The organism is Bradyrhizobium sp. 192 (assembly GCF_023100965.1).
GTDB lineage: Bacteria > Pseudomonadota > Alphaproteobacteria > Rhizobiales > Xanthobacteraceae > Bradyrhizobium > Bradyrhizobium symbiodeficiens.
The window spans coordinates 4,942,606-4,956,500 of sequence record NZ_CP064690.1; the positions used below are offsets into that span (position 1 = coordinate 4,942,606).

Genomic DNA, 13,895 nt, shown 5'->3' on the forward strand with positions numbered 1-13,895 from the left:
TGGCAGGAAATCGTAATCGGCATCGGCATTGGAGATGGTCAGCTTGCCGGTGCCGGTGGCGAACTGGCCGATGTCGCCCTGCAGGATCGAGCGCGTGAACTCGAAGCTCTCGAGCACGCCCTTGAACGGCTGGCTCGACGGCGTGTCGGCCGGCTCGGTGGCATAGTCAGCGGTGCCGACATAGAGCTTCAGCGTCAGATCTGCCGACAGATCCGTCGTCATGTCGAAATAGACGCGCATGTCCCGCCGGGAGGCCGACCACGGCAGCGCGCACATCGGAGCTACGCCATACATCAGGAGCGATCCGTCAGAACCCAGGGTTCTATCTCGGCGAAATAAGCGAACGGCGTTTCCTGGGTCTCGAGCATGAGGTCCCAGCTGGTCGTACCTGCGCCGACGGCGGTACCGACACCCGCGGCCGTGCCGCGGCCCGCATGCCCGCCGATTGAGAGCGCAGTCGCGACGCCTGCGGCCGTGCCCCTTGCCGCGCGGGCGCCGATGCCAGGCGCGGCCGCGGCGCCATTGGCGCTGCCCTTGCCGGCCCGCGCGCCCTTGCCCGCCGCCGTGGCGGCGCCGACGGCCGCACCCGTTCCGGCCCGCGCGCCCTTGCCGATCGCCGTCGCAGCGCCGGTGGCGGCGCCGCTCGAGCTGCTCGGGGTCTGGTCCGATTCCGAGAAGCGGTAGCGGCTGAACGGCCCGATGCTGAACACGGCGGCGCCCCCTCAAAACGCCGGCAATCAGCTCTCGGTGATGCTGGTGCTGTTATGGACTACCGGCGGAACGCCGTTCGAGATCGCGATCGCCGGCGACAGCGCGCCGCGATAGAGGATCTTGCCGGCGCCGTTCGCGGCGGTACCAACCGACCAATAGGTCGCCGTCTCGCTGCCGCAGGTCGCGATCGGAAAATTGACGTCGTTGACCGGCGTCACGCTGGTCCCGGCGACGGTGAAACCCACCGGGGTGCGCAAGACTGCCGCGCGCGCATAGGAGGTGTAGGCGCATTCGCTGGTGGTCTGGGCACCGCCGACGCCGGGATCGGCGGTATGCAATGCGAAATAGAGAGTGGCGAGCGGCGAGGACGCCGCGTTATCGGCAATGTTGGCGATCGCCGTGCCATTGAAGATCAGCTTGAGCCAATCGTTGCAGAAGGTGGTGCCTTTGTCGCCCATGGTGGTCGCCGCTCCCTTAGAGGATCATGCTTTTCGAAGCCGTAGCTGCCCGACGGGGATCTGGAACGGCTGGCCGGTGGTGATAGTGCGCGGCATGGTCGGCGCGCCCGGGCACAGCATGTTGCCGGCGCCGACGACCGCGGAATCCTCGATGCCAAGATAAGCGACGGTGCCCCAGTCGGTGCTGGCGGGACCGACGCTGATCACGCTGGTGTTGACGCTGATGCCGTCGGCATCGGCCGCGCCCATCACGCCGGCGAGCGAGACCCTGGTATAGCCCCCGCCTGAAATCTCGTTGGCATGCGAGCCGGCGACGCCGGGATCGGCGGTGTGCAGCGACAGATACAGCGTGGGCGCCGCATAGGCCGCAACGCCGGTGAGGTTGTCGAGGTCCTTGCGACGGTAATAGCTGGTTGCGCTCATGCCGCCCCCCGCGCATTCGGCCGCGGTGCTGCCGGCCGCCGCCCTTCGACCGCGTTCTTGAGATTGTCGAGCTTGGCAGACAGCATGTCGCGCAGGTCCTGGATGGCCGCGACGTCGGTGCTGGCGGCCGCGGCGATCGCCTGCACCAGCGTCGAGGTCTGCTGCGCGAAATACGCGCCGTTGTCGTTGGCCGCGGCCGTGCCGGTCGAGATGACAGGCGTGATGCCCTGGACGCTTGAGCTCGCAGTGGCCGAACTCGGCTGCGTTGCCGAATAGCTCGAGCCACTGGACCCGACGAGGCCGGAGAGCGCTGCGGTCACAGCTTGCTGAATGGCAGCAAACCCCTCTGACGAGGCATAGAAGTTCTTGGCCTGGCCGAGCAGGTGGTCGGCGTATTTGGTGATGGAGCCGAGCGCATCGGCATTGCCGCCCTGCGCGAGCGCGAGCTGCTGGCTGAATTGCGCCTGCGCGGCGGCGAGCTGCTCTTGCGGCGACAGGATCGAGTTCGAGCCGACCTGCAGGCTCTCCAGATACTGGCTGATGGTCTTGATCGAATCCGTGATGTCGACGGTGGCCTCGTGCACGACGTCGGCGAGATCCGGAAACAGCTTGATGAAGTCCTGGAACTGGTCGCCGACCAGGCCGGCATCCTGGATGATCTTCTGCGCCTCGGCGCCGAAGGTCGCCGAGATCTGCGCCAGGATGGCGGGATCGTTGCCGAGCAAGGCCGCGGTCGACAGATCCGTCGCGTGCTGGTTCAGGAGCGTTGTGGCGTCGTTGAGATAGGACTTGCCCTGCGCCGTGTTGAGGCGCGCGGCAAGGCTCGCCGTCAGCGTGTCGGCCGCGTCTTCCATCAGTTTCTTGATCTGGGCCTTCACCGCGGCGTCGATCGCGCCGAACTCGCCGGTCAGATCCCAGTGCTGGGCGTTGCCGATCTCGGTGAGCGTGTCCTTGAGCCCCGCGGCCTCGTCGTTGACGCCCTTGATCGACTTCTGCAGCGGGGAAAGCTCGTCGGCGCTGCGATAGAATTCGCCGAGGACGCGGCCGATGCCGCTGGACAGCGTCTGCGCAAGGCTGCCGCGCGCGGCCTCGTCCTTGGCCTTGCGTGCCGCCTCCTCGAGGCCCTGGTAGGACCCGAACAGGGACTGCAGCTCGTTGGTGAGCGGCCCGAGGTCGACGCCGGCGGCGGCCTGGTTGAACTTGGTGACCTCGCCGGCCATCCTGGCCCACTGCGCCTGGGCCTCCTGCAGCTCCTTCTTGGCCTTCTGGTCGCCGGCGAACAACGCAGTACCGATCGCCGCAACGCCCTCGATGCCGCCCTTGATGAAATTGCCCGACAGGATGTCCGTGATCGCGCTGTCGGCCAGCTTGGAAGACAATTGCTGCGCCGAATCCGCCAGCGCGTCCATGGCGGACTTGCCCTGCAGCAGGCCCTGGAAGAACGTCTTGGCGAAGTCGACGCCGGCGTCGCGACCTTCCTTGATCGCGTTGGTGACCCGGATGGCCGCGGCCTCGCTCGAGGCCAGCGCAGCCGGCACATCGTTGCCGTAGATGCCCCTCAGCTGTTGGGCGATCTGAAGATCCTCCGGACCGAGCAGCGCGGTCTGCCGGCCGAAGTCGATCTGCGAGGCGACCTTGGTCCTTTCAAGCGCGTCGGCCGCCTGCCCAGCCGCCTTCGCCTGGTCCTCGATCTCTCGGGTGAGGTCTTCAGTAGGCTTCCTTCCGGCCTGCTGCGCGGCAATGGTGAGCGCGGTCCGGGTGCGGTACTCCTCAAGGGCGCCGGCGCCGAGGCCGACCGCGTCCTTCTCTGCGGCCAGCATCGCGATATGCTTCTGCGACGCGCTGAGCGCGCGATCGTAAGCGTCGGCGACCGCCTGCGCGTTGTCGGTGATGGCCTTGGACGTGTCCTTCCAGACCGCGCGCTGCACCGCGTTGGTCTGAGCGATTGCCTGCTGCACCGAATTGGCGTTGCGCAGGCCAACGGCAAGCCGGTTGAGCGCCGCGGAATATTCATCAGCCGCCTTGGCGTTGCCGTCATTGCCGCCGTACAGGCCGGTCGCGGCACCTGCTGCAGCGCCGGCCACCGGCGTTGCCAGGGCGCCGGCCGCAAGGCTCGCCCCGGCTTTCGCACCGGTCTTGGCCCACTCAGGAAGCCGATCGATGATCTTTCCGACCCACCCGAAGGCTTGAGACAGCATGTCGACCACCTTCAGCGCAAAGCCCGTGACCATGTCGACAGCCTTCGCGATGACCTCGACGATGCTCACCCAGACTTCGTGCATCTTGACGCCGGCGGCCGTGAGCAGATCCTGGATCGGATGCCAGCGCTGCTCCAGGATCTTCACCGCAGCGTCGTAGCGGTTCTGCAGGTCGAGTGCCCGCGAGATGTCCTCGTCGGAGACGAGCTGCGTGCTTTCGATCTTCTCGGCGCTGACGAGAAGCCGATTGAGAAACTCATCGTCCTCGCGCAGGCGCGCGGTGATCGCCGGACCGAAGGCCGTGTTGGCGAGATCCAGCGCAGCCAGTCGCTCGCCCTTCTGCATGGCCTGGTCGATCAGGGAAACGATGGCCTTGAACTGCTGCTCGGTGTTCGTCGCGCGCCCGAGGTCGCCGACTCCGGCATTGCCGGAGAAGTTGCCGGCCTTCACCAGGTCTTTCAGGCGGTTTTGCAAGTCCGAACCGCCGAGCTTGTCCGTCGCGGTCTCGACCAGCTTTTTCAGGGCGGCGGTGAGATCGTCGATCGGGAGCTTTGCGTCAGTCGCCGCCTTGTCGAGGCGCTGGATAAAGCCCGTAGAAAGGTCGACCTTGGCGGCGCGTTCCGCGATGTCGGTCCATTCCTTCAGCTTCTCGCCGCCCAGCCGCCATGCCTCGGCGGCCGTCTGCACCGCGTTGACGACAAGTCCGACGGTGCCCAGCATGCGCAGCGCCGGCATCAGCCGCGAAACGATGCTGCTGGCGACGCCGTAGAGGCTCGGGCTAAAGGCCTCGAGCGCGGCACCGACGCCGACCAGCTGCCGCGCGAACGGCGCGAGCGAGCTGCTCGAGGCGCCGATGGCAAGCCCGAGCTTGATGATGCCGGTGCCCGCATAATTGGTCGCAGTCACCATGCCGACGGCCGTCGCCTCGAGCGCGACCGCGGTGCCCTTCAGGATCGGCACCGCCATGGCGTTGACCACGTTCCGGAACGCGGGCGAGAACAGATAGGCCGCTTCGGCCGCCTGCCTCAGATGGTTGGCCACCTCGGCCCATTCGAGCGCATTGGCACGCGCCGAGGCGCTGTTGTCGTTGGCGGCGACGCCAACCTGTTGCAGCGCCTGGCTCTGCTGGCGCAACGAATCCGAGATGCGCTCCTGCTGCCGGACATTGTCGTTGAGCTGCGCGCCGAGCTTGGCGATGGCAGCTTCGGCGATTGCCGCGCTGGAGCCGGACTTCGCCATCGACGCGGCGGTGTTGTCCGAGGCGTCCGCGACCTGGTCATAGGCGCGCGCGACCTGGTCCATACCCTGGACCTGGCCGCGCACCGTCACCTCGCGAACAACCTGCTGGATGTCCATCAGACCTCAGGATTGGGGCTTGGGCTTGTTGATCCGGACCAACTCGTGGGTGTCGAGCCGGCGCAGGATCTCGGCGAAGCGATCGAATTCGCAGATGTCGTCGACGCCGTAACGGGCGGCGAAGGTCACAAGCGAGCCGAACGGGATCGCATTGGTGAAGGCGGCGCCGAAACCGATCGAGACCGGACGGTCACCGCGCAACGCGCGCAGCGCGGTGAGGTAGATGCCCGATGCAGGCGGGAGCTCCGGCGGATAAAAATGCGCCGGATGCTCCGCGCCGATCTCATCGTAACGCTGCTTCAGGAGCTCGACTTCACTTCCCCACTCGCGCTCCCAGTCGAGGAAGGCGGTGAGTTTCCCACGAGGTCCTCGGTCTCCGCCTTGACGCCCTGCTGGACGCGCTTGGCCGCGGCCACCACGCCGTCACGGAACGGCTTGGCCTTGGGATTGACGAGCAGCTGCTCGGCATAGGCCGGATCGAAGGCCTTCTCGACGCCGGCGCTCTTCAGGTTACGCCAACCGAACAGGATGGTGCGTGCCATCGCGCGGCCGAGCACGCCTGCATAGGCCGCCGGGTCGATGTTGCCGTCAGCGCGCAGCGCCGGCGGGAGCGCGCGGATGCCCTTCTGCATCGCACGCTCGAAGGCCGGATTTTCCCAGGGCGCCACCAGCACCTCGAGGTCGCCCAGTTCGGGCAGGTCCTTCTGCCACTCGCGGCCGTCGACGACGACCACCGCATTCTCGATATCCATTTGAATTCCTCGTGGGGTTGGGGTGGCCGGGCAGCCCCACGACTGCCCGGCCGGGCCCGCGGCCGCCCCGGGGAGGAAGGCGGCTGGACGGGCTTCTCTGCGCGCGTGGGGGCGCGTCCGAGGGGCGGCTTTACGGCATGAACCAGAAGCGGCCGATCGACAGGGTGTAGCCCAGCGTCGCGTGGGGCTCGGCCTCGTAGGGGCCGGAGACCTTGCGGGACTGGTTGGAGGCACCGACCTCGGAATCCGGCGCCAGGCGGATCGCCGGGACGTCCCAGCGATAGCCTTCCTTGTCGCCGGAATTGTTGCCGGTGAAGCAGGTGAAGGAGGACAGCGTGTTGTTGATGCCCTTCGCCATGATGGTGGGATCGGCGAGATAGGTATCGACATTGCCGGACACCGTGAAGGCGCCGACGTTGATGGCGGCGGCGCCGAGAGGGCCGACCACCGGCTCGCGCGAGACGTTGTTGGCGATCTTGATCGAGCCGGAGCTCATGACGTTGACGCCGCCCATCAGGGTGACGCCGCCCTCGGTGAGATCGCCGACGTTGGTGGTCGCGGTCATGGTGCCGTAAGTGGGCGCGGCAACGTCGGTCGACCCGGTGTAGCGCACCGTGCCGATCGGATCGGCCAGGTTGCCCATGACGTCGAAGGAAATCGTGATCTCCTTGCCGCCGGCCACCGTCATGGTCATGCCGTTGATGATGGTGTCGTAGAAGTACTCGTACATCGAAGCGGCAACGCCGGTCTGCTGGCCCTCCCAGTCGAAGGCGTAGATCGTGGTGCCGTTCTTGAGGAAGTCGCCGGTGTAGACCGAGATGGTTTTGCCGGTGCCGGCATCTGCCGCAAAGCCACTCGGGACGATATCGAAGGACAGCCGCTGCGCCGCCACTGCGGAGATCCGCGCCCAGCCGTTGCAGCCTGCGGTGGCGAACTTCTCGCCGGCGGCTGCGCCACCGATCCAAACCCAGCGGCCAACGCCGACGCCGTTGCCGAGCGTCGTAAAGTCCAGGGCGGTCGAGGTGAGCGCATTGCCGAGCGTGGTGGTCGCCACGATATCGCCGCTGACGCCCTGGAAGCCGACCACGCGGACGCTGGCGCCGACCGGAATGGGCGCGCTCTCGGCGGTGAAGGTCGAAGCCGGATAGGTGATCGCCGTCGCGGTCGAGGATGATACGCGCGCGACCTTGTTGTTGCCGGCGGTCGGGAAGCCGAGCGTGCGCGTCAGGTGACCGGCCTTGAAACTGGCACCGCCGGCGGAGACGGTCAGCGCCGTGGTCGTGACGTCGCTGATCTCGGTGTCCGGCGTCAGAACCTGGATGACCGCCTGGGTCAGCCACTGGCCCTTGACCATCGCCTCGAAGAGATCGTCGAGGTGCTGGAACTTCAGCTCGGTCGCGATCGCACCAGCGTTATTGATGTCGGTCAGGAAGGTACCGGCGGCCTGGCCGTCACCGCGGCGGTCGTTGCTGCGGCCGCGCACGGGCGAAGCCTTGAGACCGAATTGCCCGTTCTGCATCTCATTCCAGGCAGGGTTGGTCGGCTTGACGCCGTAATTGGCCGATGCCTTGCGCACATAGGACTGTTTCGTCTGGTTGGTTGAGGGGACAAGGCCGCTCATCTGCAGGCTCCTTCGTCAGAGAGGTCAGGGGGAGAAGCGACGGCCTATTTGAGGGCGTCGAATTTGTAGGCGACGGCGAACGGCACGTGGAATTTGGTGCCATCGCGGTTGCGCTCGTCGATCACCGCCGGCGAGGCCTCGTCGGTCTCGACGCCGCCGAAGGCCTTTGATCGAAACAGATCTCGCAGCTCGTCGGCCCAGGCGAGAACCTGGGCTTTCCAGCCACGCTTGTTGGTGGTGACGGTGAAGATGAAACGGGCGCCGCCGCGCTCCCGAAAGACCGCCGGCGAGCCGACGCTCATGCGATCTTCAACCGCGGCCGGCCACTCAAGCTCGAGATACGGCGGCTTCGGGACCTCGGAGACCTCATTGAGGTCGACCAGGGGGCACGCGGAGATATTCGGCCACGATTGCAGCCGTGTCTCGAAGGCGTCGGAAACGGCTTTGCTCGGCATGTCAGCTCGGCTGAATGATGATGACTGGCTGGCGCAGATCGCGCGGGCTGTAGGGACGCGCCTGCTGCTCAACCTTGGTTTCGGTGAGGCCGGCGATCTCGCGATAGCCGAAGGCGATCTTGGCGAAATGGCCGAAGGTCGCTTTCACCATCACCGCAACGACCTGATAGATCCCGTCCGGCGCCTGCTTCGACCAGCCGCCTTCCAAGGGCCTGGCGTAGGAGACGGACGGTGCAAAGACGAACTCGCCCACCCCGGCTGGTACCGACGAGAGGGACCACCCATCGGTGACGGCCGCGATCTCATTGCCGTCGGCGAGCAGCCGGTGCGATTGTTGATAGGCGCCTGTTTTGACCGGCGAGTGGATCCAGAGCAGCCGGCCGATCTCCATCAGCAGGATCGGCATCACGTCATAGGTCCGGACGATAACGCCGTCGGCGCGCACGCGCTCGAGCGCCTCGGACGGGGTGCCGTCGACGACGGTCCGGTGCGGCACATCCTGCTCGAGGGCGTTGCGGTTGCGCGCGTCGGTCTGGGCGAGGATCTCGCTGGCGGTCTTGACCAGCATCCCTGCCCTCGCCTCCGGACCAAGCCAGGACGCGACCGCGAGGTCGAGTTCGCGGCGGATCGGCTGGATTTTGACCTGGATCATTCGACCCACATTTTCCAGGCGTAGCCGTCGGCATCGGTTGGAAGTGGACGGCTGGCGATCTCGTGGGTTTTGCCGCCAACCGTCATGGTGAAGGTGCCACCGGCCAATGGCACGGCGACTTCCCTGGCGCGGACCTCGATCCAGGACTGGCCCGCCGGCGGCGAGCCATCCTCCGGCCGGGCGCTGGAATCCCTGCCATCGAACAGCACCGTGCACGGCACCGAGATCCCGCCGCCCGGCGGCGTATACGACGCGGCCTTGCCATAAATGACATAGGCCGCGTCGGCCGCCGCGGCGGCGAGAGTTTCGGCGAGAGCCACGGACTAGGTCCGCTTGCCCTGGTAGAGCGCCGACGGCATGGTGCAAACGAAGAGCGGGTAGGAGAATAGCTCGACGTCCGCCCAGGAGTTGCGGTCCTTGTCCGTCACGATGCCCGAATAGACCGCCTGGCCCGGCGTGTTGACGAACTCGAAGCTTTCGCCGGGCGACATCGCAACCTGGAAGACGTTGGCGCCGATCGGGAAGAACTTGGCCTTGTCGGTATTGATGCCGACGACGCCATCGTCCGAACCGCGATAGTTGATCCAGGTGATGTCCCCATACTTGAAGATCGACCAGGCGGTACCGAAGCCAGCGCGAAGATCCTGCGCCTGCTGGGTGGCGAGAAAGGTCTTCTCCACCTCGGGATGGCTCGTCAGATCATCCCAGAAGGCATCTCCGCACAGCGCGCCGATGCTGACGCCATTGCCGCCGAGGCCCTTGAGTGCGGCCAGCATCGAACGTTTGACGGTATTGCACTTCTTCCGGACGGCGCCGGTGGCCGGGTTTGCGTTGTCGAGGTCAAAATCCAGCTCGGCCGGGATCGCCTGGTTGAACTCGGCAGCCCAGTCATAGATTACCGATGTGCCGTCGGCATCGAGGACCTTGCCCTGGAGAGCGCCAAGACGGTGGAATTCCCAGGTGAGCTCGAAATCGCCGCGGATGAGCCCCTGGCGGCGCGCGACCTCGGTCTGCAGCTGCTTCAACTCGGTCTCAGAGCCGAAGGCACGAATGCCCTGGAGCTCAGAGGCGGTGATCCGGCTGCCCTCGGCCAGGCGCACCGTTTCGAAGGCGCGAACCTTCGACTTCTCACCGCCACGCTGCTTGGGCGGCGCACCACGCGGCGAGGTCTGGATGAGCGCGGGACCATTCGTCCGCTCTTCGATGAAGACGGCGGTGGTTCGGATCGGGACCGGATTGAAAAGGCCGGGGATGGTGCCGAGGAGACTGGGGGTGTAGCCGAGCTTGTCGACGACGGCGGTCAGCGTGGTGGAGCTGAACGCATCCTGCTTGAAGACGTCCATGGTGAGCATTGTCGAATTCCCTTCGTGGAATGGAGCGCGTGAAGCGCGAGGAGACGTGTGCGCGCCGGCGGCGCCGGCGCGGGTTGCTTCAAGCGACCGTGGGGAAGTCGGCTTGCCGGTTAGCGGAGGATGATGCCGAGGTCGGCGAGGTCCTGGATCGCCTGCGCCTTCTGCGCGGCGGTCAGGTTGCTGCCCGGCCAGACCAGGTCGGAAGCGCGCAGCTCGCAGGAGCGGCGCATCACGACGCCCCGCTTCTTGGTCGAGCCGTCGGTGGTGATGGCGCTGAACAGCACGCCGGCGGCGCGCTGGCAACCATCAGTGGCCGTGGTGTCGAACGCCTTGAAGTCGTAGTCGACGGGATCCTCGATGCCGACCGTGACCGAGAAGGCGTCGCCGGCGACGAAGTCGGTGGCGCCGTCCGCGATCGCGAACTTGATCTGGTTCGCAAAGGTGGAGCCGACGATGGCCCGGCCGATCTCGATGCCCTTGGGGTCCATCACGGCGAAGGTGCCGAGGTTGGTGACGGGCTCGATGCAGACTACGCGATAGACGCCGTTCTTGGCATCGGCCAGCACCGGCGTGGTGGCGTCGATGGTGAAGACGCCGTTGCCGGTGTTGCCGGCGTCGGCCGCGGCGGAGGAGGTCACGCTTGCGGCGACCGGCGCACGGCCGACCACCTGGGCGGTGAGGAGGGTCTGCGAAAGGCCGATGGTGACCTCGTCGCGGGAGCGCTTGCCGTTGGCTTCGCTAACGATGAAGCCCCCGGCGTGAAGAGTTTCAGTCAAGGTGGTCATGATCAATTTACTCCTGTTGTCAGGACCGGGGTTCCCGCCCGCGCGGATGCGCGGGCGTCACAACGTCACTTCGTGGGGATTCCGTTGAGCTTGTTCGCCTGGGCGATCGCCGCGTCCCAGCCGGCCGTGGCATGCTGCGCGGTCGAGCTGGCCGGCGGCGCGGCGTTGAGGGAGACGGCGTCGGACGCGTTGGCCTTGGCCGCGGCGAGATCGGCGCGAACCTTCTCGATCGGCGCCTTGGCGGTAATGAACTTGCGCGCCTCACCGGCGCCGACGCCCGCGATCGCGCAGAGCTCGAGCGTCTCGGCAGCCATCTCGGCGGTGTAGCCATCGGCGGGCGTGGCGGCCGCTGCCGGAGCCGCAGCCTGGGACGCGGGCTGTGCCGCAGCGGCCTGCGCCTTCTTGCCCGAGCCATTGCAGGTCGGGCACTTGTCGCCATCGTCGGCCGGCGCTTCGGCCGCCGGCGCCGCCGCAGCCGCGGCGGGCTGATCGGTCGTCGCAGCCGCTCCGGTCGTAGCGGGGGTCAGAGCCGTGGTGGAAAGCAGCTTGTTGCGGTCGGTCTCGGCCGCGGTCGTCTGGGTCGTCATGGGCTGAGGCCCTCCGGTTGAACCCGCGCTCGCAGCGGCGGAAGTGCTGCGCGACCTTCCGGCCGCGAGATCTGTGAGCTCGGCTAGAGCGTCCTCAAAGGTGGCGACGGCGTCGGCATACCGGCCGTCGACGGCGGTGCTGTCGGCGGCCACGCCAGCCTCGGTTTTCATCGCCTGGCTCCCGGTCATGCGGCCCTGGCGGTCGACCAGGTCGCAGAACTGCTGGCGGCAATTGTCGACGTTGGCCTGGAGAGTCTTGGCGGCGCCGTCGGACAGCGGGGCATGGGCCCAGCCGTCGATCTTGCGCTCGCCGGAATAGATCGCCGTGTACTTGTCGCCCACGGCCTGGTCGTAGGCGGACTGGTCGACGTGGACGATGACGGCGCCAATCGAGCCCACCTGCCCCAGCCGCGGCAGGAGCAGGCGCTCGGCGCTGCCGGCGACGCCATAGGCGGCCGAGGCGGCGAACGTGTTGGCCACCGCCCACACCGGCTTAGCGCTACGCGCCGCGATGATCTTGTCGCAGATGTCCAGCATGCCGGCGGCCTCACCGCCCGGGCTTTCGACATCCATCAGGATCGCCTTGACGCGGCTGTCGGCGAGCATCTGGTCGAAGGCGGCACTGAGGCCCTCATAGGTGGTCCAGCCGCACAGCGCCGTGAGCCAGTCGAAGCGGCGCGAGAGCACGCCGCAGACAGGGAGGATCGCGACGCCCTCCTCTGTCAGGCCGAACTCGGCCACGCCGCCGGCAACGATCACCGGCTGGCAATCGACGATCGCCGACAGGCGCGAGGTCGCGGCCTTGGTCTGCTGCTTGTGCTTCTTGCCGCCACGCCCCTCGGCCAGCTCGCCCGACAGGACGCGCTTGGCCAGCGGCCCCTCCAGGATCGTCCGAAACGCCGTCGGCTCGATGCAGTGCGGATGGCCGAACAGACGCTCGGCGATGTGCGGATAGGCGATCATTGCTGCTGCGCTCCCTGCTGGTTCGGCTGCGCGTCTTCAGGCGGTGTCTGGGCGACCTGCTTGCCGGCCGGCGCAGTTCCGCGAAGCTTGATGCCGAGCCGCTTTTCGCGCCGCTGGTCTGCGGCAATGCGTCGGTCGTTTTCGTCCGGGTCCCGCCCCTGCTCTTCGACTACGAGCGAGCGCGGCTTGAGGCCGTTGTCGATCGACAGCACCTCCGCCTGGAGATCCTTGAGCGGATCGATCCATTGCCAGCTCGGCGGGATCCACGTCACGCGGTTGTAGGGTTTGGGATCGTCGGCAAAGCCAGGCAGCTCGATCGCGCCGGCGAGCACCGCCTGCTTGAGCCAGAAGGCCCACACGGCACGGCACATCTGGAACGCAACGACCCCGTGTTGCAGGGCATCGCATCGCCTGCGCAGATCGATGTTGGCCGAGCGCTCCGAGGAATAGTTCGCCCGGCTGCGATCGCCGGTCATGCCGGCATAGGGCAGCCCCAGCGCGGCGCAGATCCGCAGCAGCGTGCGGTATTGAAACGGCTCGTAGCTGGCGCCGACGTCGGCCGGCGCCGCGGTTTCGATCTCCTCGCCCGGCAGCAGCTCGTGCACGGTGCCCGGCGCCAGGTTGATCGCGGCCGGCTTGTTGTTCGGATCCTTGGCGGCGTTGAGGGCCTCCTCAAAAAACTCGCCGTTCGGGTCGACGCGCTTGATGAAAACCGAGAACAGCGCCGCAGTCTTCTTCCGCTCGAGCTCGGCGTCGTCGAAATTGTCGAGCATCCAGAGCGAGACGATCGCCGGCGTCAGCTTGGAGAGTCCGCGGATCTGTCCGGCCTCGACCGGATCGAAGACGTGGAGGACGCTTTCCGCCGGGACGCGAACGAGCTCGCCGGTGTTGGCCTCGACGGTCTGGTCGCCCGGATGTTCCTTGTAGAAGTGGTAGGCGACGCGGCGACCGATGCGGTCGAACTCGATGCCCTGGCGAATATAGTTGCCGTTGACTGCAGGCTCCGTCTTCCACAGCGGCAGCATCTCGCTGGGCAGGATCTGCAACTGCAGCGGCACGGAAAGCCCGTCGGATAGCAGCCGCGGCCGCATGCGTACGAAGACCTCGCCGGCGATGAACAGCTCGCGCCCGACGCGACGCTGCAGGCCGTAAAAATCAGTCAGCCCGTCGGAATCGGCTTCGTCGGTCCAGTCGGTCCAGAGTTGCTGCAGCTTCGCCTTGAGCGGGGACTCCGCCTTGTCCGGCTGCGGCTCCTCCTCGAGCTTCGGGCCGCCATTGGCACCGATCGCCTGCACGCCGCTCTTCGGTTCGTTGGTCTCTTCGGGCGGCGGATTCCAGCTCGGCACGATACCGGCGCCGATCAGGTTCGACGTGAACACTTCCACGGCATTCGATGCGTAGCCGTTGTTGCGCACCAGGTAGCGGGCCCGGGACAGCGCCGTGCTACCCGAAGCCGAAATCAGGGTGTTGACGTGCGTGCGGCTCGGCACCCAGTTGGCCATGCGCCGCGCCATGCGTCCGGCCTCGAGGCCGTCGCTGAAGGCTTTCGCCTTCCCGCCCATGAACGAGAACAGCCCCACCC

Annotated in this window: 14 protein-coding genes; all 14 read right to left on the reverse strand. The window is 66.9% G+C overall.

The genetic code is table 11. The annotated features are described in order from the left end of the window. Nucleotides 1-293 precede the first annotated feature (293 nt). The 14 genes from IVB24_RS22600 to IVB24_RS22665 all read right to left on the reverse strand — a co-directional run bounded on the left by IVB24_RS22600 (nt 294) and on the right by IVB24_RS22665 (nt 13,893). On the reverse strand, nt 294-710 hold the full coding sequence (locus tag IVB24_RS22600) for a hypothetical protein (protein ID WP_247768914.1): 417 nt from the start codon (nt 708-710) through the stop codon (nt 294-296). Nucleotides 711-737: 27 nt separating this feature from the next. Continuing rightward, nucleotides 738-1,169, reverse strand: coding sequence for a hypothetical protein (locus IVB24_RS22605; protein ID WP_247768915.1), 432 nt, complete (start codon nt 1,167-1,169; stop codon nt 738-740). 24 nt (nt 1,170-1,193) lie between these two features. Beyond that, nucleotides 1,194-1,592: a hypothetical protein gene (locus IVB24_RS22610; RefSeq protein ID WP_247768916.1), complete on the reverse strand. Its 399-nt coding sequence runs from the start codon at nt 1,590-1,592 to the stop codon at nt 1,194-1,196. Beyond that, nucleotides 1,589-5,146 (reverse strand): hypothetical protein, encoded by a 3,558-nt coding sequence (locus IVB24_RS22615; RefSeq protein WP_247768917.1) that lies wholly within the window; start codon nt 5,144-5,146, stop codon nt 1,589-1,591. The genes IVB24_RS22610 and IVB24_RS22615 overlap by 4 nt, the downstream gene beginning before the upstream one ends. A gap of 6 nt (nt 5,147-5,152) precedes the next feature. Next, nucleotides 5,153-5,347, reverse strand: coding sequence for a hypothetical protein (locus tag IVB24_RS22620; protein WP_247768918.1), 195 nt, complete (start codon nt 5,345-5,347; stop codon nt 5,153-5,155). Nucleotides 5,348-5,445: 98 nt separating this feature from the next. After that, entirely contained in the window at nt 5,446-5,898 is a 453-nt protein-coding gene (locus IVB24_RS22625; protein ID WP_247768919.1) for a hypothetical protein, read from the reverse strand. Nucleotides 5,899-6,028: 130 nt separating this feature from the next. Then, nucleotides 6,029-7,519 (reverse strand): phage tail tube protein, encoded by a 1,491-nt coding sequence (locus tag IVB24_RS22630; protein ID WP_247768920.1) that lies wholly within the window; start codon nt 7,517-7,519, stop codon nt 6,029-6,031. Nucleotides 7,520-7,563: 44 nt separating this feature from the next. Then, nucleotides 7,564-7,974, reverse strand: coding sequence for a hypothetical protein (locus IVB24_RS22635; protein WP_247768921.1), 411 nt, complete (start codon nt 7,972-7,974; stop codon nt 7,564-7,566). Nucleotide 7,975: 1 nt separating this feature from the next. Then, a complete protein-coding gene (locus IVB24_RS22640; RefSeq protein ID WP_247768922.1) occupies nt 7,976-8,626 on the reverse strand; it encodes a hypothetical protein in 651 nt (216 codons plus the stop codon). Further along, nucleotides 8,623-8,946 carry a hypothetical protein gene (locus tag IVB24_RS22645; RefSeq protein WP_247768923.1) on the reverse strand — a complete coding sequence of 108 codons (324 nt, stop codon included), beginning with the start codon at nt 8,944-8,946 and terminating at the stop codon, nt 8,623-8,625. Before IVB24_RS22645 ends, IVB24_RS22640 begins: the two co-directional genes overlap by 4 nt. A 3-nt stretch (nt 8,947-8,949) precedes the next feature. After that, nucleotides 8,950-9,978: a major capsid protein gene (locus IVB24_RS22650; RefSeq protein ID WP_247768924.1), complete on the reverse strand. Its 1,029-nt coding sequence runs from the start codon at nt 9,976-9,978 to the stop codon at nt 8,950-8,952. 110 nt (nt 9,979-10,088) lie between these two features. Continuing rightward, on the reverse strand, nt 10,089-10,763 hold the full coding sequence (locus IVB24_RS22655; RefSeq protein WP_247768925.1) for a head decoration protein: 675 nt from the start codon (nt 10,761-10,763) through the stop codon (nt 10,089-10,091). Between the two features lie 65 nt (nt 10,764-10,828). Next, nucleotides 10,829-12,313 carry a S49 family peptidase gene (locus tag IVB24_RS22660; protein WP_247768926.1) on the reverse strand — a complete coding sequence of 495 codons (1,485 nt, stop codon included), beginning with the start codon at nt 12,311-12,313 and terminating at the stop codon, nt 10,829-10,831. Continuing rightward, the gene (locus tag IVB24_RS22665; protein ID WP_247768927.1) at nt 12,310-13,893 is read right to left on the reverse strand and encodes a phage portal protein; all 1,584 of its coding nucleotides are present in this window, start codon (nt 13,891-13,893) and stop codon (nt 12,310-12,312) included. Before IVB24_RS22665 ends, IVB24_RS22660 begins: the two co-directional genes overlap by 4 nt. Between the last annotated feature and the right edge of the window lie 2 nt (nt 13,894-13,895).

Coding starts and splice junctions, on each gene's coding strand:
- IVB24_RS22635 (WP_247768921.1), bottom strand. CDS start 7,974: ATGCCGAGCAAAGCCGTTTCCGACGCCTTCGAGACACGGCTGCAATCG.
- IVB24_RS22655 (WP_247768925.1), bottom strand. CDS start 10,763: ATGACCACCTTGACTGAAACTCTTCACGCCGGGGGCTTCATCGTTAGC.
- IVB24_RS22660 (WP_247768926.1), bottom strand. CDS start 12,313: ATGATCGCCTATCCGCACATCGCCGAGCGTCTGTTCGGCCATCCGCAC.
- IVB24_RS22605 (WP_247768915.1), bottom strand. CDS start 1,169: ATGGGCGACAAAGGCACCACCTTCTGCAACGATTGGCTCAAGCTGATC.
- IVB24_RS22625 (WP_247768919.1), bottom strand. CDS start 5,898: ATGGATATCGAGAATGCGGTGGTCGTCGTCGACGGCCGCGAGTGGCAG.
- IVB24_RS22640 (WP_247768922.1), bottom strand. CDS start 8,626: ATGATCCAGGTCAAAATCCAGCCGATCCGCCGCGAACTCGACCTCGCG.
- IVB24_RS22630 (WP_247768920.1), bottom strand. CDS start 7,519: ATGAGCGGCCTTGTCCCCTCAACCAACCAGACGAAACAGTCCTATGTG.
- IVB24_RS22610 (WP_247768916.1), bottom strand. CDS start 1,592: ATGAGCGCAACCAGCTATTACCGTCGCAAGGACCTCGACAACCTCACC.
- IVB24_RS22615 (WP_247768917.1), bottom strand. CDS start 5,146: ATGGACATCCAGCAGGTTGTTCGCGAGGTGACGGTGCGCGGCCAGGTC.
- IVB24_RS22650 (WP_247768924.1), bottom strand. CDS start 9,978: ATGCTCACCATGGACGTCTTCAAGCAGGATGCGTTCAGCTCCACCACG.